Source organism: Rhizobium sp. FG96 (genome assembly GCF_057808655.1).
This window is the reverse complement of the sequence record NZ_JBMDIL010000017.1, coordinates 131,666-150,400: the sequence shown is the minus strand read 5'-3', so window position 1 is coordinate 150,400 and position 18,735 is coordinate 131,666. Positions and strand designations below refer to the sequence as shown.

The following is an 18,735-nucleotide window of genomic DNA, read 5'->3' as shown; positions in this document are numbered from 1 at the left end:
AGAATGCAATCTTCCGCCACCGAAGCTGCTTCTTGAGGCTGATGCCTAATGGAAACCGTCTCAACGTGCTTCTCTTGTTGCAATGGCAGCTAAATCCGGACGCGGTCGCGGCCCTTGAGGCCGAGCCTCGCGCGGGCCTCCGACGGTGTTGCAATCTCAAGACCTAGCGCTTCCACAATGCCGCGTATCTTACGGACCTGCTCGGCATTCGATGTGGAGAGCTTTCCGCGCTCGATATAAAGGCTATCCTCCAGCCCGACCCGGACGTGCCCGCCGCGCATGGCGGAATGGGTGGCGAAGGGCATTTGGCTACGGCCGGCCGCCAGCACTGACCACTCACACGCATCGCCGAACAGCCGGTCGGCCGTTGCCTTCATAAAGGCGAGGTTTTCCCATTCGGCTGCAATGCCGCCGAGAATGCCGAAAATAGTCTGCACCAGGAACGGCGGCTCGATCAGCTTGCGGTCGACGAAATGCGCGAGATTGTAGAGGTGGCCGACATCGTAGCATTCGTGCTCGAAACGCGTGCCGTGCGCCTTGCCGAGACGCTCGATGATGCCTTCGATATCGCCGAAAGTGTTTCGGAAGATGTAGTCCTTGGTACCGCTCAGATAGGCCTGTTCCCAGTCGTGCTTCCAGTCGAAGCCGCGCTCGGCGAGCGGAAAGATGGCGAAATTCATCGAGCCCATGTTGAGCGAGCACATCTCCGGCTGAAAGCGCAGCGGCCCGCGCAGGCGCTCCTCCACCGTCATCGTGAGGCCGCCCCCGGTCGTCAGGTTGAGGACGGCGTCCGTCGCCTCGTGAATGCGCGGAAGAAACCGGGCATAGATCTCCGGATCGGCGTCCGGGCGCCCCGTTTCGGGATCGCGGGCATGGAGATGCAGGATGGCGGCACCCGCCTGAGCCGCCTCGATGGCCGACGCGGCGATTTCGGACGGGGTTACCGGCAGATAGGGCGACATGCCGGGCGTGTGGATCGCGCCGGTGATGGCGCAACTGATGATGACTTTTTTTCTGTTCACGGCGTCGCTGTCCTTTCTAGCTTTCGTCGGCCCGGGCGCGCAGTAGCGCGCCGATGCGCTTGTCGCGCCTTTCGCTGATGTCGGTGATTGAGCGTTCCTCATAGGCATCTTCGACGGCCGCAACGATCCGCGCCTGCAGGGCTTCATTGAGGTCCGGCGCGTCCAGTTCGGCCCACAGGGTCTGCTGCATCGGCGCAAATTGTCTCATGAAACCACGGATGCCGGCGGGTCCGCCCGCCAGGTGATAGGTCAGGAACGGTCCCATCAAGGCCCAGCGGAGGCCCGGCCCCTCGGTGACGGCCCTGTCGATATCGCCGGCCGAGGCGACGCCCGACTGGAGAAGACTGACCGCCTCGCGGAAGATGGCGGCCTGCAGGCGGTTGGCCACATGGCCGAAGACCTCCCGGTTCAACCGGATCGGCGTCTTGCCGACCGAGAGATAAAAGGCCTCCGCGGCTTCCAGCGCCCAGCCTTGCGTTTTCTCGCCGGCCACGAGTTCCACGAGGGGAACGAGGTGCGGCGGATTGAAGGGATGGCCGAGGATGACCCGCTCTGGCCGGGCGCAGGCCACCTGCATGTCGGTGACGCCGATGGCGGACGAACTCGATGCGATGACGACGTCCGGACGGCTGGCCGCATCGATCCGCGCCAGCAGCGCGATCTTCTCGTCGAGGCGTTCGATGGCGCTTTCCTGGATGAAATCGGCGTTGCTGCAGCAGACGTCGAGGTCGGGCGTGAAGACCAGAGAACCCACCTTGCCGCCGCCTGCCGCGATCGCCCCGCTCAGCGACGGCATGAAGCCGGCGACGGCCTCCCGCAGCCCGGCCTCGGCATCGGCGCGCACGTCCGTCGCCCAGACGTCGAGCCCGTGCGCCAGGAAGAGCGCCGCCCAGCTCGCGCCGATCGTTCCGCAGCCGACGACGGTGACGCATTTCACCGTAGGTCGCATCACCGGCCGCGCTCCGTTCCCGCTCCCGCGCCGCCATCCACCAAGACGGCCAGCATCAATGCGTCCTCGGTGCCGTGATTGACCCACGCGTGGTTCGTGCCGCGCTGGACGACGACGTCGAAGGGTTTCATCTGGCGCTCCTCGGTATCGAGGACCAGGGTGACCTCGCCCGACAGAAGCACGATGTAGTCGGTCGTCGGCGACAGATGCATGCTTTCGTGACGGGTGGTGTCGGGCTGAAGATGTGAAGCGCCCATCGCCGCGAACCAGTCGCGCCCAGCCTTTTGTCGCTCGTCCCAGGACAAATGCGCCGATTGCGATTCCGGGGCGATCTGGAAGAAGCGGAAGACGGTGCCGCCCTTCGGCGGCTCCAGCGACCGCGATCGTTTGGCGAGATCGACCGGCTTCGAGTGATCGTGAGGCCCGGCTTCAGTCAGCCAGAGTTCGGTCAGAACCGTCATGATCTGGTCGGCCCTACCGTCGATCATCACGCGGGATCGACCGTTTTCATCGTTCTCGGTGACGATACGGCGTACGTCTTTTAGCATGGTGCTTCCTCCTCATAAAAATTCCGGGCGCCACGCGCCAACGGTCAATGGTGTTTTTCGCGAAGGCCGATGACGGCCGTCAGGATAACGAAGCCGAAGATGATGTTGCGGATCGCCAGCGGCAGCAACATGCCTTGCAGGACGGTGGACAAGGCCGTGAGCAGAAACGCGCCGCCGAGCATGCCCGCATAGCTGCCGCGCCCACCGGTCATGGCGACGCCGCCGATGACGACCACTGCGATGGATGGCAGGAGATACGGCGTGCCCATGTCGATGAAGGCCTGCCCGCTGAAACCTGCGAGCAGGATGCCGACGAGCGCGGCGCACAGGCCGCTGAGCGCATAGGTCGCGACCTGGACGCGGGCCACCGCGACGCCGGAAAAGAAGGCTACGGTCGTGCTCTCGCCCGTCGTAAAGAGTTTCCGCCCGAAGGATGTGCGCGCCAGGAGGACATGCGCGACGATCGCGAAGGCGGCGAGAAACCAGACGACCGGGGTGATACCGAACAGCTTTCCGGTCATGAGCCAGCCTACGGCGGCGGGCGGCAGGCCGTGCGGGGTGCCGTCGGTGACAACGAGGGTGAGGCCCTCCAGAATGCCGTTGACGGCAAGAGTCATGATCAGCGGATGAATGCCGACGACGCCGATGCCGATGCCGCTGAGCGCCCCAACTAGCGCGCCCGTCACCAGCACGGCGGGGATCGCGGCGTGACCGAGGCCAGTGCCGGGCTGCGCCCATTCACACAGCATGACGCCGCTGAAGGTGATGACGGCGGGGATCGACAGATCGAGTCCGCCGGCGATAACGACGGCCCCCTGCCCGAGCGCCAGGATCGCAAGGAAGCTCGCCAGCACAAAGAGCGTGTTGAGATAGCCGCCAACCCCGACGCGCCCGTAGAACAGGATGAGCGTGAGGAAGAGGACGAGGGCGAGGCCGCCCCAGGCCGGCGTTGATCTTCGGATATCGGCGCGGTTGCGGCGCATCCAGCGCAGGAGGGGCCGCTGCGGAAGGGTGTCATCCACACGCGGTACAGGGGTTGCCCCGGAATGCTGGTGGAGCGCCGCGGCGCCGCCCGCCCGCAGGCGCAAGGCGGCCAGCCGCAGTGATTGCGCCGCATGACGCAGCTGGGCTCCGGACGAGGCCAGGACGGCGAGGATCAGAAGCATGCCTTCCACGACGGTCGCGTAGAAGGCCGGTACGTTGAAGACGAGTAGCAGATTGACGATCAGCATGAGCGTGAAGGCGCCGAAGATCGTGCCGAGCGGGCCGCCCTTGCCGCCGGTGAAGGCCGTGCCGCCGAGAACCACAGCGACGAAGACCGGCAGCAGCATCGGCGGCCCGACGGTTGGGTCCCCGGATCCCGTCTGCGCCGTCAGGAACAGGCCCGCGAGCCCGTAGAGCCCCCCCGCGATGACATAGACCGCCATGCGCGTCGCCGTGGCCGGCACGCCCTTGGCGCGCGCCGCATCCTCGTCGCTGCCGATCGCGTAGATATAGGTGCCGAGCCGGGTCGCGCGAATGAGGATCCAGAGGAGAAGAACCAGCGCCAGCAGCAGGGCCGGCATCGGCACGAGGCCGGCGACGGCATCAGTCATGAACGCATCGGAAAAGGCCGCCGGCACCGCGCCGCCCGGCTGCTCCATCACCAGAAGCGTCAGGCCCTCGACGATGAACATGGCCGCCAGCGTGACGATGATCGACGGCAGGCGGAAGACGACGATGAAGAGTGCATTGAAGAGGCCGGTCGCCGCCCCGGCCGCGATACCCGCAAGCCCCCACAGCAGCATCGACGACGGACTGTCGGACACGTTCGTGGCGATCAGGCAGTTCGACAGGGAAACGACGGCGCCGACCGACAGATCGAGCCCGCGCGCCGTCACCACGATCGTCGCGCCGGTAGCGGCGATGGCGAGCGTCGTCGTGCTCGCGAAGGTCGTCGAGATGTCGTAATAGCTGAAGCCGGCCGCAAGATTGAGGTTGAGGACGACAAGGGCGAGGATCAGCGTCGAAAGCGACACCAGCATTCCGTGATGCCGCCCAGCCCACCGGGCGAGCATCGGGCTCCGCAGGGTGACGGCCGTCATGCGCTTCTCCTTTGGTCCGGCGCCTGCGCTCCGAGCATCAGGGCACCGATCCCCTCCTCGCTCGCCTGCGCATGGGGAATATCGGCAACGATGCGTCCGCGATAGAGAACGACGATCCGGTCGCTGACGCCGATCAGCTCAGGAAGTTCGGTCGAATGGAAAAGCACGCCGCCGCCGGGCTTTTGCTCGTCCGCGAACCGGCGCAGAAGAGTATAGATCTCGTGCTTGGTTCCGACATCGACGCCCCGCGTCGGGTCGAACACGAGAAGCGTGCGGCATTGCGTCAAGAGCCACTTAGCCAGCACGATCTTCTGCTGGTTGCCGCCGCTAAATTCGGCCGGCGTCTGGTAGAGCGCCCTTGCGTGCAGATTGACGGCCGCGAATACCGCGTCGACCTTTGCCCGCTCGCGCGTGCGGTCGATAAGGCCGAAGCGCGAAAAGTCACCGACGATTGGCAGCGAGGCGTTTTCCGTGCCGCTGCGGTGCAACGCCAGCCCCTGGATCTTGCGATCTTCCGGCACCAGTCCGATCCCGCTCGCGATCGCATCCGCGGGCGCGGCGAAATGGCTCTCCCGCCCTGCAACCAGGATACGGCCGCCGGAGGGGCGTTCCGCGCCGAACAGCGCGTTGAACAGCTCGACCTGCCCCATGCCTTGAAGCGCCGCGACGCCGACGATCTCGCCCGGCCTGACGGTGAGATCGATACTCTGCAACCGGTTTGCGACCGTCAGTGCGCGCGTCTCAATCAACGGCGGCGTCGCGAGCGCCGTCTTGTGAACCGGGCGCGCCGGGAAGGTCGCATCGACGGACCGTCCCATGATCTCCCGGAACACCTCGGCGTCGGACAGGCTTCCGACCTTGTGCGTGTTGATGTGCCGGCCATTGCGCAGGATCGACATGGCCGAACAGAATTCATGCACTTCCGGCATGCGGTGGGTCACGAGAATGATGGTGGTACCCCGCGCTTTCAACTCGGCAATGCGCGCCCCCAGCCAATCGACATCGGCCTTGGACAGCGCCGCCGTCGGCTCGTCGAGGATCAGGATGCGCGGCTGGCGAGCGATGGCGCGGGCAATTTCTACCTTCTGCCGCTGCGACAGGGCCAGTTCCCGCACCAGCGCGCCGGGATCGATGTCGGAGAGATCAAGATCCGCCTGCAGAGAAGATATGTACCGCCGGGCGGCGCGGCGGTCGAGGAAGAGGCCCCATTTCAGTGGCTGGCGCGGGATCAGCAGGTTTTCCGCCACCGTCAGATCGGGAACGAGCGGGATTTCCTGAAAGGCCGTCTCGACGCCGAGGGCGCTGGAATGCTGCCGGTCGATGAATGAAACCTTCTCGCCGAACAGATCGATTTGCCCGCCATCCGGCCGGACGATGCCGCTGAGGATCTTAGCGAGTGTCGATTTCCCGGCGCCGTTCTCGCCGAGCAGCGCATGCACGGCGCCAACGCCCACGCTGAAGCTCGCATCCACCAGGGCCTGGCTCGAGCCATAGGACTTTGTAATTCGATCGAGGGTGATCGCTGCGGACATGATAAAGCTTTCGGAACAGGAAAAGGGTGGGGCGTCGCGATCGCGGCCACCCCACCATGATGTGCGGGTTCATTTATTGTCCCGCCGGCTCCGGCTGTCCGACGAGGGCGGCCTGGAAACCGACTTCCGGCGTCGCGGCATTCAGGATGTTGGCAAACCAGCCGGACGGCACGAGGCCCGGATCGAAGACGTTGCAGCCGGCCGAGAGTTCCGCGAAACTGCCCGTTTCGCAGAGCTTGGCATTGGCGGAGGTGACGGCCTTAAGCGGCATGACGGTGGCCTTCGCGACGTCCTTGCCGTCGAGCGCGTCCAAAGCGAGCTTCAGCGCCATGGCGCCGGCGCCCGGATGGCTCTCAAGCGAAATGCCCGGCGCGCCGAGCGGCGCATAGGGCGATGCCGCGTCCTTGATCGCGCCTTTTGGAAGCATCATCACCCGCATGCCGTTGGTGCCCTCAGCACCGCATGGGACAAGTGTCTTGCTGCCGGCCTCGATCTGGAGAGACCAAGCCTGGACGCAGGCCGTGGCGCCCCATACGCCCTGCACGTCGTCCCAGCTCATGGTCGACATCACTTCCGTTAGCGCCTTGCGCGCCACGGCCTGCGACCACATGCCGTTCGGTTCTGCGACGATCTTGATATCGGGATATTTGGCGAAGACGGCCTTGGCCGCCGTGTTGCGGCTGGTATCGACCGAGGTGCCCGGAACGCCCGTCATGAATATCAGGTTGCCCTTGTGGCCCATCTGTTCTGCCACCCATTCCGCGCTCTCGGTCGCCAGCGCCACCTGATCGGTCGCGACATTGTAGGCGCAGGGCTCGGTAACGGAGCTGTCATAGGCGAAGACCTTCACGCCGTGCGCGCAGGCATTCTTAATGGCGGAATTCAGCGCCGTCGGCGAGATGGGATAGACGATGATGGCATTGGCACCGGCCTGCACCATGGCGTTGATCTGCTGGATCTGCTTCTGCGCGACTGGCCCGGCCACCTGGATTTGCAGATCGACCTTGTCTGGGTGCGCCTTCGCCATGGCGGCGACCATGTTCTGCGCCTCGGCCTGCCAGTCGTTGCCGACATAGCTCATGCTCAAGAAGACCTTGTAGGGTCCCTTGTCCTGCGCACGGGCCAGCCCGGGGCCGGTCACTATCGTCAACGCCGCACCAAAAAGGGCGGCGCGCATTGCACCTTTCACAAAAGTCATGGGTTCCTCCTCCCAATCGTCACGACCGCCAGATTGCGCGGAATGAGACCTCTTGCGAAAGGTGAGTAACGGACAGATAGGGGGTGCTAAACGGACAATTGCCATGCTAGAAGATAGATGCGGGCCGCAAGGCCTTCGTCATCATCGAGCCGACCCATGCCGACCTATGCGCCTTACAAGCTCTATGCCCTGATCGAAACCGCTCGCGCCTTTGGCTGCCCGCCCGAAGAGATGCTACGCGGAACCTCTCTCAGCTACGAGCAGCTCGCGGACGGAACGTCGCAGACGTCGATCCAGAACTATCTCACCGCCTGCACAAATGTCGTGCAGGCCTGCCCCGATCCCGCGCTGCCGCTCGCCGTCGGCAGATCGCTGCATCTTTCGGCCTACGGGATCTACGGGTTCGCGCTTCTTTGCAGCCCATCCGTGCGCTCCGGGTTCGAATTCGCCGTGCGCTACCATCAGCTCGCGACCCCGGTTTTCGAGATCGCCTGGGACATTCGCGGCGATGATTTCATCTGGAGTTTCCCCGACGAGCGGAGAGTCGGCTACGACCGGCCGCTCCATGCGTTCCTTATGACGCAGCAGCTCGCGCAGCATGTGACGCACGTCAAGGACATCGCACATGCGGACAGGCTCCCAAAGTTGATCGAGATGACCATTGCGCCACCGGCGGAGGCCCGCATATTCGAGGAAGCGTTCCAATGCCCCGTCGCGTTCGGCGCCGATGCCACGCGCGTCGTCTACGACCTCTCCATCCTCGACGACAGACCGCCGCTGACGAACCCGATCACCTACGCGACCTTACGGCAGAGCTGCGAGAATCTGATCGGCGCGGTTAGCGACCGGACGAAGGTGTCAAGCCAAGTGTCGCGCATTTTCATGGAAAGCGCTGCCCGTTTTCCCTCCATGGAAGAGGTGGCCGCGAGGCTCGCCATGACCTCGCGCACGCTTCGGCGCAGACTGACGGCGGAAGGAACCTCCTTTTCGGGGCTGCTCGACCAGGTGCGCAACAAGCTCGCATGCACCTACCTCACCTCGACCGCATTCACGATCGAGGATATTTCCGAGCTTTTAGGTTTTGCCGACGCGGCGAATTTCCGCAGCTCATTCAAACGCTGGAACGGCACGACGCCCGGCCAGTTCCGGCTGCTGAAATAGCCGGTCAGCGATCGCCAAGTACGCGGGCATGGGAATCGGTCTCAGGCGGGCGGCCAAAGGCCCCGGTCGCGTAGCCAGTCGACGTCCGCCGCATTCCGCCGAACGGGAAGACGTTGAGCTGGGCGATGGGCGCCGGATTGGAGCGCCAGTGGTTTTCGATCGGCGCGACGAAGTCTTCGGGCGAATGATGGCTAACGAGGCCGACCAGGGAGGTGCCGCGTTTCCTTAGAAATTCGAGCGAGTTGCCGATGTCGAATTGCACGGCGTATTTCAGCCGCGTCGTCACCTTCGCTGGGGCCGCCGATCCGAGATGAACGGGCAGATCGATCCCGCGACCGAGCAGCCAGTCCGTCCGGGCCGTGAATGTCTGCGCGTCGAGGCCGAACTGCGTCACCATCCGAAGCGCGGCATCCGTGCGTAATGCCCACACCTGCTTTAAGGTGAACACGGTTGCCGAGGGTTAGCAATCCTCTTTCCACCAGCCAACGGGCCTCTCAGACGACCGTGTCACTGGGCTATAGCCCGACAATGTACCGGAACACTCCGCTCAAAATCGAACAGTTCGAAGCGTTGATTAGAACAGATCAGTCTCCTCAGTTCGATCGACCAAGGACGTTAAGACGGCCGATCTACAGGATAGTCAAACCTCCGGTCTCCTGCGATCGTCGTGGCAACCTTCGCCACCACGCTGGCGACCCAATCTATCGCTGGATCCGGGGCGGCACCGGCCAGCCGCGCAACGCCTATAGTCCATGACGGGCTTGGGGCCGGTTCCTGGTGAATAGCGATGGCTGCGGCGTCGGCGAGCCGCCGCGCAACACGCTCAGCCAGCAGTGAGACGAGGTCTGTCGCCGCTACGATGAAAGGCGCCGCCAAAAAATTCGGCAGGGTCATGACGACGCGGCGGGAAAGGCCGGCATCGCGCAGCCGGTCGTCGAGACTGCCCGCGGTGCCGTCCATCGACACCAGCAGATGGTCGAGCTCGGCCAGCATGTTCAGGGACATGGCGGTGGCCAGAGCCGGGTGGTTTTTTCGAGCCACCAGCACCAAACGCTCGGTGAAGAGCGGCGTCAGAACCAGCGCGTCTGGGGCCGCCGCGAGTGGGCCGATCGCCAAGTCGATGTCGCGACGCCTCAGATCGCCCACTACAGCCTCCCGGCTTGTCGGCCGCCGCCGGATGTCGAAGCCGGGGGCGGAGATTCGCATTTCAGCCATCAAAGCCGGCATCAGCACCAGGTCCGTATAGTCCGAAGCTCCAATTGACACGGTTCGAACAGCGCGGCCGGGATTGAAGGCGTCGGTCTCGGCCAGCGCGGTGCGTACCGCAGCCAGTGCATGACCAATCGGCGCGCTCAGCGCTTCCGCGCGCGGCGTCGGCCTGACTCCGCCGGCCTGCCTGATGAATAGCGGGTCGTTCAATAGGTGACGCAGCCGGGACAGAGCGTGGCTCACCGCCGGTTGGGTCAAGCCGAGAGCTTCGCCCGAACGGCCAACATGCCGTTCCCGCATGAGGGTCTCGAACACCACCAGCAGGTTGAGGTCAACTCGACGAAGATCAATTTCGTGCATGTACCGTCATTATAACAATTCATTGGATTTATAAAGTGGCATCGCTGATAATCGTGTGCAATCGCGGATACGGTGAACTTCAACAATCGCAAACGAAAATCATCGACGTTTCTGGCCGCTCGCTTTCATATGAAAATGGCTTGCGAGAGAGCTTTGGATGTCAAAGCTTCGATTTCTCCAGTTGGGGAGAATGCGACCAGGGATTCTTGCTCACTCGGGCAGAATCTATTTCGTGCTGACCGCGATGCCCTCCCAGCAGAGTAGTTGGGCGCAAACACAGTGAACAAGCCTTATAGGAAATCCTATGCTAACCGCTCTCTACACCGTCACCATTATAGACGTCCTCACCGCCGCCTTCTTCGCCATCGCCGGTCTTATCCGCCCGACTATGGTTGCACCCGGCCCGCAGACTGACTCCAGTCGAATCTTTGCGCTCTACACGCTCGCCCGCACAATTCCGATAGCCGTCGTCACCATCGCCGCAGCGGTCTTGGCCCCACTGATTGTGATGCTGTGGCTCAGCGCACTTTCTGGGCTGCTCCAATTGCTTGACGGCTATGTCGGGACCCAGTTGCGGAACGCCCGCACGACCTGGGGCCCTATTTTTATGGGAGTAGTTCAATGCACATTGCTCGCTTTGGTCGTCTCGGGAGTTTCCTGAGGGAACTTTGCGGCGCACAGGGCGGCTCCGATTCCGAAGAAGTCGACGTCCGACAGCAGTTTCTCATCGTTTCCGAACCGTAGGGCGGAACTCCAAACGCATCGGCCGGATGACGCTCGGCGACTGGGCTGATGTGGATACGCGACTTCATCAGAACGCGAAAATGTCACCACTTCGCTCGATCGCTTTCGGTTGCGAGCATCTACAGGAATCGTGAAATGAGCCATTCAATCGAACGTGTATCGAGCGCCGAGAGAAGAGCCTCATTGTCAAGCTGGATTGTGGTCGCCCTATCTTTCGCATACACCCTTGTGGGCATGCCGATAATGGGGCTCTTCAACCCCACGCCACTTTTTGCTCTAGCATTTCTTTTTATGATTATTCACGGACTTGGAAGATATGGCTGGGGTAGTATCGCTTTTTATTGTTTTTCTGCATTGTTAATTTCAAATGCGCTCGAAAATGCCAGCATAATTACGGGATTTCCGTTCGGGCACTATCACTACACAGGACCATTGAAGTTGTTCCTCGTTCCAGTGACCATCGGTCCGGCTTATGTCGCGATTGGATACGTCTCGTGGTCGGTTGCAAATATCCTTTTCGATCAGGTTGATACCCGTCTTTCCAAGGGCCTGGGAGTAGTCATTCTCCCAGCTTTCGCTGGCGCGATCATGACAATGTACGACCTCGTCACCGATCCCGTCACTTCGACACTCCGACATGTCTGGATTTGGGAGAACGGCGGTGCTTATTTCGGAGTGCCGCTGACGAACTTCCTCGGCTGGTGGTTCGTTACCTACTTGTTTTTTCAGGTCTTTGCCATTTTCCTTCGGCACAGAGAAAAGCGTGGCTCTACCGTTCGTCATAGTGGCGGCTTTTTGCAAGCCACCCTTCTATATTTCAATCTAAGTATGAGCGTCGTTATGGACTACTTGTTCAGCAACTCCGGCATTGGCTCAGTCTCGGACAAATCAGGCATGGTGTGGAACGCGCAGGCACTGCAGGAAAGCATGCTCACAGTTTTTATCTTTACCATAGTTTTCGTATCCCTTCTGGCGGTAGCCCGGATTTCCTGCACCGTTGGAAGTATTTCACGCGAGAACTGACAGCCTGTCAGCGAACCTCGCGGGATTTGTTTCCAGGGTTCGGTGCACTGGATTCCCGCCAGCAAACGCGCCGCTAACGGGTATTCTCCCATAGTCCTCTCCAACAACAACGAAAGATCAGATCATGAACCGTGTAATGAATCTAACTGCCGCTGACGGGGCTACCATCAATGCCTATTGCGTCGAGCCGGCTGGAAGACCGAAGGGAGCCTTGGTAGTGCTGCAGGAGATCTTCGGCGTCAACGCGCATATTCGCCGCGTCGCGGACCGCTTTGCGGCTGAGGGTTACCTGGTGATAGCGCCGGCGTTGTTTGACCGCGTCAAACCTGGAACAGAACTCGGTTATACCGCGGAAGACTACCCGGCCGCCGCCGCTTTGGTCGGACAGGTGGATCACGACAAGACCATGCTCGATGTTGCCGCAGCCGTGAACGCCGCAGCCGAACACGGCCAGGTCGGTGTCGTCGGTTATTGCTGGGGAGGATCGCTAGCCTATGCGGCCGCCAGTTCGATTGACGGCGTCGCAGCGGCTGTCGGCTATTACGGTGGCAATATTATTAAATCTCTCGATCACAAGCCAAGAGTGCCGCTAATGCTGCATTTTGGCGAACACGACGACTTCATTCCGATGAGCGACGTAGATACCATCAAAACTGCGCTGCCGCACGTGCCGGTTCATACCTACGCCGCGGGCCACGGGTTCAATTGCGATGCCCGCAGTTCATATGACGAATTGAGCGCCGCTCAAGCACTGGACCGGACTTTGGCCTTCTTAGCCAAAAATCTGAGCTGATGAATCTTGCGCTACCGTCCGTGAAACGAGGCGCTGTATCGGTGGGCGGGGGCATAGCCTCCACCGCTCCGACTGACAAATACGTTTGCGCCTGACAGCGGTCCAATAGACGCAGAAAGAGCCGGAGAAAGCCGGATTTTCTTCAAGAGCCTCCACTCCTCGTTTCCCTTGGAGGCCGTCTACTCAAGCACGGTACCCAGCGCGCAGAATCAACTCATTCGTGCGCCGGATCATTCGAGCACCTAGTTGTCAAGCGCAGCTTATTGCCCACGATTCAAGGCGTTAGGTATGATGTAATCATTTCGACAATCAACGTGCGCCGGCGTGCCAGAGCTTTCGGGTTAGTCACATCCGAGTCGAAGATCACGTTAAGCGTGTGCCTATTCGAAAAGACGAAGAAGCCGAGCGCGCAAATCGAGAGGTAAAGATCAAGCGGATCCACCCCCTTCCGAATTGCGCCGAGTGCCTCGCCGCGATCGAGCACACGCTGGATAATCCTTATAAGTGGAGCATGCATATCCGCAATGCGCCGAGAGGTCTTTAGGTGACGCGCTTTGTACAGGTTCTCCATTTTTACGAATTCAATGTAGTGAGGATATCGCACGTAATGCTCGAACTTGGCTGCAACGAGCGCTTCAATCGCCTCCAGGGGCTTCAGAGATTCGACGTTAATAGCTTCTTCAACTTCGACGAGCTCAAGATAGGCGCGTTCGAGAGCCGCTAGGTAGAGCCCCTCTTTGCTCTCGAAATAGTAGTATGCCATGCGCCGATTAGCGCCGGCCTTTTCCGCTATGTCTTCAACGCGTGCCGCATCCAGCCCATTGGCCGCGAATTCCTCCATTGCCGCATCAAGGATACGCTGTCGGGTCGCGGCCGCGTCGCGAACGTTGACACGCGCACGTGGGGACCCGCTGCGCCCCCCTGCCCCCTTGAGACCTGCAGGTTCGGCCAATTTTTTCAATGAAGGAAGTGGCTTGCGGACCGACATTGGAATCTCCGGTTGGGAACCATCCTTTTGCCGCTGGCATCCAGATTTGACAAGCGGCATGAGAAGTTCTTGTTCGTCGGACTTGTGATTTAGCACGGCAGGTGGGCCAAACGAGGCGGGCCGCGCAGTGGTTGAAGGTGGCGCCGTAGTAAAGCATCTGAAAATGCGGTGACTTTGACCGCCCGTTGCTCACGTTCGGGATCAAGGCTGCACATATCGTCAGTATGCTTCGCATCGGGCGGCTCTGTCAAATTCTCACCTACATCGAGATGACGGTTAGCCATACGGTCATGACGTAGAGAAGGCGGAGGCGATCTTGCGACCCAGGATCCGAGCCGGAGACTCGACAGGACGAGCGGCGTTGTCGGCTGGCCAGACGGACGCGGCATGCCCGCCCTCGACTAGCTTGAACTGCGCGAGAAGCTGATTGAGGGAAACAACTTCCTTCGCAAGGCTATGACTAGCGGCGGTCGATTCTTCGACCATGGCCGCATTGTTTTGCGTGTCGCGGTCTATGTGATTGACGGCCGTGTTAATTTGCTGCAGTCCGTCGGACTGCTCTTGTGCCGACACCACGAGAGCTAAAATGTGCCGGTTGATTTCCTGAACCTCAGCGACGATAGTCTTCAGTGCCTGTCCGGTGTCTCCGACTAGCTGAACGCCCTGCTGCACCTGGATGTTGGACGTGGTGATCAGCGCCTTGATTTCTTTGGCAGCATTTGCCGAACGCTGGGCAAGCTCGCGCACTTCCTGCGCGACGACGGCAAAGCCCTTACCAGCTTCGCCAGCGCGCGCAGCTTCAACCCCGGCATTCAATGCAAGTAGATTGGTTTGGAACGCGATCTCATCAATGACGCCGATAATGTTGGAAATCTGGTTAGCCGATTTTGCAATCTGTTCCATGGCACGAACAGCTTGGCGCACGATCTCGCCGGACTGCTCTGCGCCGGCCTTGGCACGGCCCACAAGTTGGCCCGCTTCCTGCGCGCGCTTTGTACTGTCCTTCACCGTCATGGTGATTTCCTCCAAGGCAGCAGCGGTTTCCTCGACAGCCGCCGCCTGCTGTTCCGTGCGTTTGGCAAGATCGTCGGCAGCCGATCGGATCTCAATGGCGCTGGCGTCGATCCCACGCGCGTTCAGTGCCACGCTGTTCAGAGCTGCCTGAAGTTTATTCGCTGACTGGTTAAAGTCACTGCGAACCGGGTCAAGGCTGGCACTAAAAGGCTCCGTGATACGGTGTGACACGTCACCTTCCGACAGCTTCGAAAGACCGGCGGCAAGACTATCTACGGCGAACTGTACATCGGCAGCTTCCTCTGCCTTCTGTCTTTCGCGCTCGACGCGTTCCTTCTCGCTCATCGAGCGAGTGGCCTCGGTCTCCTGTTCAAGCTGGATACGCTCGATCGCGTTCTCACGGAATACCTGCACTGCTTTGGCCATTTGGCCGACTTCGTCTTGACGTTCAATGCCGCCAATTTCTGTCGCGGTGTCGCCTGCTGCCAGAGAGGTCATTCGCTCGCACAACCGCGCAATCGGAGCGGTAATCCCTTTCGATGCGACAAGGAAAGCTGTCACGATACCGGCAACGAAGAAAGCAGCTATAAAGCTTAAAGTGATCAAAATTGTTCCGTTTGTCTGGTCGGTCAACTCATTACTTTTCGTGTCGAGCTCAGCCAAGCGTGCGTTGTAGTAAACGCGTAGATCATCACGCCACTTGTCAACGATGGGATCGGCCTCAGCCAGGAGCTTTATTCCATCATTTGTCTGCCCCTTTGCATCTAAATCAATTGCCTTATCGGTCATCGCGAAAATGCCCTCGGCTCTCTTCGCAAATTCAGCGAGTGCCGCGGCGTTTTCCGGAGTCAAAGCGGCTGCATTTTTCAGTCGATCAACAGCTGCGGCTCTATTCGATGCGTAGGTTTTGTTGATGTTCGCAAAGTGACGAGAGGTGCTGTCGTAAGCCATCATTTGGTAAGCACTGTAGAGCACGTTGACCATCGAAGAGACAGAGCGCGATGTCAGACCCGCCGCCATGCTGTCTGTCGCAAGAAAGGCGGAGTAGCGGGTCGCCGCCTCTTTGAAGCCGTAGGCCATAAATCCAGCGCCACCTAAGCCTACCACACAGAGTGGAACCATAATTGAAAGTATTTTCACGCGGATATTCATATTCTTTAGGAAAGACATTGAGACCCCTCGAATCTGAGCCCGGACCTGCCTGTGCTGGCGGCTCCCGGAGAAAATGTCGAAATTGCACGCTTAAGCCCGATTCATTCGGGTGGTGGTCGCTGCAGCAGCCATCCTGATGATCTGATGTCAAACTGCCATTGACTCACGCCTGCCGTCGTGATTAACTCACGAGAGAGTTAATTAAGTGTGAGGAGGAGGAAAATGCGGGTTCTCATCACTGGGGGTATGGGTGTTATCGGCGCGGAAACGAGCCGAAAGTTTGTGCTCGAGGGACATCGTCCGGTCGTTTTTGCTCGACATCGCGAAGACCGGCTAATTGGTGACATCGCCGACAGGATTGACTTCGAAGCCGGCGACATCTTGGACATGCCGCGGCTCCTGGGAGTAATAAAGCAGCACAAGATCACTCACATTGTTCATGCTGCCGCCTTTGTTGGTGCGGTCTCGGCCGCCAATCCAGCGCTGAGCATCCAGGTCAATGTCATGGGTACGGTCAACGTGCTCGAAGCCGCGCGCCTATTTGACGTAAAGCGCGTCGTCTATACCAGCGCAAAGGGTGTCTACGGTCCGATCCTTGGCGAGTATGGAGCACCGCACTACAAGCCGATACCTGAGGACATGCCGAAAAATCCGCAGCGCATCTATGACAGCGCCAAGCTGATGGCCGAGCAGACGATGCTCTACTATGCCAACAATTTCGGCGTGGACGCGGCGATACTACGCTTCGCAACCACCTACGGTCCGGGCAAGACTGCGCGGCATGGCAAGATGGGCGTTACAAGCCAGATCGTCGAAAGCCCGTTCCATGGCATACCCTTCGTGCACCCATATGGAGCTGAAGCCGTGGACGACTTCATCTACAACAAGGACACCGCTCTCGCGATTTATTTGGCGACCGTGGCGGAGAAGGTGCCAAGTCGCGTCTATAATATAGGCAGCGGTGAGGGAATGGGCCTGATTGATATCGCTGGCATAGTCCGCAAACGCATTCCAGGCGCACAGATCGAAATCGGTCCGGGTGATAATTTCTTTGGCATGCCTTTTCCGCCGCACGGTGTTTACGACGTCAGCCGCGCCCGTGACGAATTGGGCTTCCGGCCTGAATATGACGTCGAGCGCGCGGTGGACGACTACGTCAATAGTCTCGAGCGCATGCAGGCGCAGGGCATCTGAGTAAAACGGGAGGAGAGCGCAATGCGTGAGAAATTGGAACTAGTGCGGCTGTCACTGGCCGAGAGAGACCGCCGTTGGGCGCTAGCCCGAAGGGAAATGGAGGCACGGGGCCTCGATTGCCTGGTGTTATGGGGCTGGCCGGCGATATGGGATTTCTGCACGGCGAACGCGCGCTATCTGTCGCCTATCGGTGGAAATGCCGAGTTCAACATTCTCGTTTTTCCGCTCAAGGGCGAACCGACATCGTTCGTGATGATGCCGACGTTCATCGATGGTTGGCGGGCGGCGCAGGATTGGATTTCCGACGTCCGCCCAAAGCGTGGCACCTGGGCCGACAGCGTCATCGACCGGCTTAAGGAGCTGGGGCTGACCAATAGCCGTATTGGCATGGACGGGCTGGCAGGTCCACTTGATCCAGACGGCTGGTTGCCACACAGCGTCTATACTCGCCTCAGGGAGCTTGCTCCCAAGGCTGAGTTCGTCAATCTCGATGATATGATGGAGATGATGCGCACCGTAAAAAGCGATGAGGAGCTTCAACTCCTGGCTCGTGCGGCCGGTCTGGGTGACCTTATGTTGACAACCTGCCGCGACATCGCGCGGCCCGGCATCAGGGAATCGGCCGTATATGGCGGCATGATGGAGACCATGCTCGCCAACGGAGGCGAAGAGCCGACGCTATTCTTATGGGCGTGCGATCCGCTGCCTTACCCGCATCCGTTCCGCCTGCCGACGACGCGAACGATGGACCGCGGCGACGTAATCATTTGCGAAATCCATCCCAAGATCGGTGGCTACTACACGCACGTCGAGCGTACGTTTTCGCTCGGTGCGGCGACTGATGAACAGCACCGCATCTACGAGGGCTGCCTCGCGGCATATGAGGAGGGCATGAAGAACTTCGGACCAGGCCGACCCATTTCCGTCGCAATGGACTCGGTGCGTGACGTTATCCATGCCCAGGGCCTTGGCATCTGCGAGACGGGCATCCACGGCCACGGACTGGCATCGCTAGAGTATCCGCGATATCGTCATCATGCCATGCAGGCAGATCAGGCAGCGCTCAAGAAGCTCGGCGATGAATTCCGACCGGGAATGGTTTTCGCCTTCAACATCGATCTGTACGATCCGAAATTCCACGATGGCAAAACGGGTTGCGTTTTCGCTGAGACGGTCGTGATCACCGAAAACGGTGCCCGTCGCTTGCACGAATATCCCACAGATTTCCAGACCATCGAAGTGTGACCGCTGATATGACCCAGATCAAGCCCGACTATCCGCCGATCCGCCGCATCATTACCGGTCATGAAGGTAATGTCGCCAAGGTGCTCATCGATGGCGCGGCCGCAAATGCCAAATACCCGTCTCCAGGAACCGTATCGACCCTAATCTGGTCGACCGATTGCGCCCCGGCGGAAATTCCTGCCGGCACCGCAATCGAAGACATGGGCGCCCGGATCATGGGTACCGCGCCTCCCCCATGCGGAAGCCGTTTCGCCATTATTGATTTTCCGCCGGACAACAAGCCATACCTCCATAGAACCGAGAGCGTCGACTACGTCATCGTGCTGGAAGGCGAGATCGAGATGGATATGGACGACTCGACGGTGAAGATGAAGACCGGCGATGTCATGGTGCAGCGCGGGACAAATCATGCCTGGGCGAACCGCAGTAAGGCACGGGCCCGCGTGGCGTTCGTTCTCATTGATGCAAAACCGCTCGACATCGGCAAGCCGGTGTTGGGCGCAGCCAACGCAGGTTAGG

17 protein-coding genes are annotated in these 18,735 nt (G+C 60.4%); 7 read left to right on the top strand and 10 right to left on the bottom strand.

The genetic code is table 11. From position 1 onward, the window contains the following. Positions 1-89: 89 nt before the first annotated feature. From kce to ACODR6_RS27930, 6 genes are all read right to left on the bottom strand, one after another. Positions 90-1,022, bottom strand: coding sequence for a 3,5-dioxohexanoate:acetyl-CoA acetone transferase (gene kce, locus ACODR6_RS27955; RefSeq protein WP_489025635.1), 933 nt, complete (start codon positions 1,020-1,022; stop codon positions 90-92). 16 nt (positions 1,023-1,038) lie between these two features. Continuing rightward, positions 1,039-1,971 (bottom strand): 3-hydroxyacyl-CoA dehydrogenase NAD-binding domain-containing protein, encoded by a 933-nt coding sequence (locus ACODR6_RS27950; protein ID WP_489025633.1) that lies wholly within the window; start codon positions 1,969-1,971, stop codon positions 1,039-1,041. Beyond that, positions 1,971-2,519: a cupin domain-containing protein gene (locus ACODR6_RS27945; protein WP_489025631.1), complete on the bottom strand. Its 549-nt coding sequence runs from the start codon at positions 2,517-2,519 to the stop codon at positions 1,971-1,973. The genes ACODR6_RS27950 and ACODR6_RS27945 overlap by 1 nt, the downstream gene beginning before the upstream one ends. Before the next feature lie 44 nt (positions 2,520-2,563). Continuing rightward, a complete protein-coding gene (locus ACODR6_RS27940) occupies positions 2,564-4,603 on the bottom strand; it encodes an ABC transporter permease (RefSeq protein ID WP_489025629.1) in 2,040 nt (679 codons plus the stop codon). Then, complete coding sequence (locus ACODR6_RS27935) at positions 4,600-6,135, bottom strand: sugar ABC transporter ATP-binding protein (RefSeq protein ID WP_489025627.1); 1,536 nt, start codon at positions 6,133-6,135, stop codon at positions 4,600-4,602. The genes ACODR6_RS27940 and ACODR6_RS27935 overlap by 4 nt, the downstream gene beginning before the upstream one ends. Positions 6,136-6,208: 73 nt before the next feature. Continuing rightward, positions 6,209-7,333, bottom strand: a complete 1,125-nt coding sequence (locus ACODR6_RS27930; protein ID WP_489025625.1) for a sugar ABC transporter substrate-binding protein — start codon at positions 7,331-7,333, stop codon at positions 6,209-6,211. Positions 7,334-7,489: 156 nt separating this feature from the next. Between ACODR6_RS27930 and ACODR6_RS27925 the strand changes: the two genes are divergently transcribed. Continuing rightward, positions 7,490-8,494, top strand: coding sequence for an AraC family transcriptional regulator (locus ACODR6_RS27925; RefSeq protein ID WP_489025623.1), 1,005 nt, complete (start codon positions 7,490-7,492; stop codon positions 8,492-8,494). Between the two features lie 4 nt (positions 8,495-8,498). Here the strand turns inward: ACODR6_RS27925 and ACODR6_RS27920 are convergent, their stop codons facing one another. Further along, positions 8,499-8,891 carry a hypothetical protein gene (locus tag ACODR6_RS27920; RefSeq protein WP_489025621.1) on the bottom strand — a complete coding sequence of 131 codons (393 nt, stop codon included), beginning with the start codon at positions 8,889-8,891 and terminating at the stop codon, positions 8,499-8,501. A gap of 218 nt (positions 8,892-9,109) precedes the next feature. Further along, positions 9,110-10,063 carry a LysR family transcriptional regulator gene (locus ACODR6_RS27915; protein ID WP_489025619.1) on the bottom strand — a complete coding sequence of 318 codons (954 nt, stop codon included), beginning with the start codon at positions 10,061-10,063 and terminating at the stop codon, positions 9,110-9,112. A gap of 304 nt (positions 10,064-10,367) precedes the next feature. Between ACODR6_RS27915 and ACODR6_RS27910 the strand changes: the two genes are divergently transcribed. The 3 genes from ACODR6_RS27910 to ACODR6_RS27900 all read left to right on the top strand — a co-directional run bounded on the left by ACODR6_RS27910 (position 10,368) and on the right by ACODR6_RS27900 (position 12,623). Further along, positions 10,368-10,724 carry a hypothetical protein gene (locus ACODR6_RS27910; RefSeq protein ID WP_489025617.1) on the top strand — a complete coding sequence of 119 codons (357 nt, stop codon included), beginning with the start codon at positions 10,368-10,370 and terminating at the stop codon, positions 10,722-10,724. 218 nt (positions 10,725-10,942) lie between these two features. Beyond that, on the top strand, positions 10,943-11,830 hold the full coding sequence (locus ACODR6_RS27905) for a carotenoid biosynthesis protein (RefSeq protein WP_489025615.1): 888 nt from the start codon (positions 10,943-10,945) through the stop codon (positions 11,828-11,830). 124 nt (positions 11,831-11,954) lie between these two features. Beyond that, positions 11,955-12,623, top strand: coding sequence for a dienelactone hydrolase family protein (locus tag ACODR6_RS27900; RefSeq protein WP_489025613.1), 669 nt, complete (start codon positions 11,955-11,957; stop codon positions 12,621-12,623). 274 nt (positions 12,624-12,897) lie between these two features. On the opposite strand, the gene ACODR6_RS27895 is transcribed toward ACODR6_RS27900, so the two are convergent. Both ACODR6_RS27895 and ACODR6_RS27890 read right to left on the bottom strand, forming a co-directional pair. Continuing rightward, the gene (locus ACODR6_RS27895; protein WP_489025611.1) at positions 12,898-13,611 is read right to left on the bottom strand and encodes a TetR/AcrR family transcriptional regulator; all 714 of its coding nucleotides are present in this window, start codon (positions 13,609-13,611) and stop codon (positions 12,898-12,900) included. Positions 13,612-13,899: 288 nt separating this feature from the next. Next, complete coding sequence (locus ACODR6_RS27890) at positions 13,900-15,795, bottom strand: methyl-accepting chemotaxis protein (protein ID WP_489025608.1); 1,896 nt, start codon at positions 15,793-15,795, stop codon at positions 13,900-13,902. A 204-nt stretch (positions 15,796-15,999) separates the two neighbouring features. Here ACODR6_RS27890 and ACODR6_RS27885 point away from each other — a divergent pair, with 204 nt between their 5' ends. From ACODR6_RS27885 to ACODR6_RS27875, 3 genes are read left to right on the top strand one after another with little or no spacing between them, the layout of a single operon-like run. After that, positions 16,000-16,971, top strand: coding sequence for an NAD-dependent epimerase/dehydratase family protein (locus tag ACODR6_RS27885; RefSeq protein ID WP_489025606.1), 972 nt, complete (start codon positions 16,000-16,002; stop codon positions 16,969-16,971). Positions 16,972-16,992: 21 nt separating this feature from the next. Beyond that, complete coding sequence (locus tag ACODR6_RS27880; RefSeq protein WP_489025604.1) at positions 16,993-18,216, top strand: M24 family metallopeptidase; 1,224 nt, start codon at positions 16,993-16,995, stop codon at positions 18,214-18,216. Between the two features lie 8 nt (positions 18,217-18,224). Next, positions 18,225-18,734, top strand: a complete 510-nt coding sequence (locus tag ACODR6_RS27875; RefSeq protein WP_489025602.1) for a cupin domain-containing protein — start codon at positions 18,225-18,227, stop codon at positions 18,732-18,734. Position 18,735 lies beyond the last annotated feature (1 nt).

Bases quoted from the DNA above. Each gene is read 5' to 3' on its own strand.
- ACODR6_RS27935 (WP_489025627.1), bottom strand. From the start codon at position 6,135: ATGTCCGCAGCGATCACCCTCGATCGAATTACAAAGTCCTATGGCTCG.
- ACODR6_RS27910 (WP_489025617.1), top strand. From the start codon at position 10,368: ATGCTAACCGCTCTCTACACCGTCACCATTATAGACGTCCTCACCGCC.
- ACODR6_RS27905 (WP_489025615.1), top strand. From the start codon at position 10,943: ATGAGCCATTCAATCGAACGTGTATCGAGCGCCGAGAGAAGAGCCTCA.
- ACODR6_RS27880 (WP_489025604.1), top strand. From the start codon at position 16,993: ATGCGTGAGAAATTGGAACTAGTGCGGCTGTCACTGGCCGAGAGAGAC.
- ACODR6_RS27945 (WP_489025631.1), bottom strand. From the start codon at position 2,519: ATGCTAAAAGACGTACGCCGTATCGTCACCGAGAACGATGAAAACGGT.
- ACODR6_RS27915 (WP_489025619.1), bottom strand. From the start codon at position 10,063: ATGCACGAAATTGATCTTCGTCGAGTTGACCTCAACCTGCTGGTGGTG.
- ACODR6_RS27895 (WP_489025611.1), bottom strand. From the start codon at position 13,611: ATGTCGGTCCGCAAGCCACTTCCTTCATTGAAAAAATTGGCCGAACCT.
- ACODR6_RS27890 (WP_489025608.1), bottom strand. From the start codon at position 15,795: ATGTCTTTCCTAAAGAATATGAATATCCGCGTGAAAATACTTTCAATT.
- ACODR6_RS27885 (WP_489025606.1), top strand. From the start codon at position 16,000: ATGCGGGTTCTCATCACTGGGGGTATGGGTGTTATCGGCGCGGAAACG.
- ACODR6_RS27930 (WP_489025625.1), bottom strand. From the start codon at position 7,333: ATGACTTTTGTGAAAGGTGCAATGCGCGCCGCCCTTTTTGGTGCGGCG.
- ACODR6_RS27950 (WP_489025633.1), bottom strand. From the start codon at position 1,971: ATGCGACCTACGGTGAAATGCGTCACCGTCGTCGGCTGCGGAACGATC.
- ACODR6_RS27920 (WP_489025621.1), bottom strand. From the start codon at position 8,891: ATGGTGACGCAGTTCGGCCTCGACGCGCAGACATTCACGGCCCGGACG.
- ACODR6_RS27900 (WP_489025613.1), top strand. From the start codon at position 11,955: ATGAACCGTGTAATGAATCTAACTGCCGCTGACGGGGCTACCATCAAT.
- ACODR6_RS27940 (WP_489025629.1), bottom strand. From the start codon at position 4,603: ATGACGGCCGTCACCCTGCGGAGCCCGATGCTCGCCCGGTGGGCTGGG.
- ACODR6_RS27925 (WP_489025623.1), top strand. From the start codon at position 7,490: ATGCCGACCTATGCGCCTTACAAGCTCTATGCCCTGATCGAAACCGCT.
- ACODR6_RS27875 (WP_489025602.1), top strand. From the start codon at position 18,225: ATGACCCAGATCAAGCCCGACTATCCGCCGATCCGCCGCATCATTACC.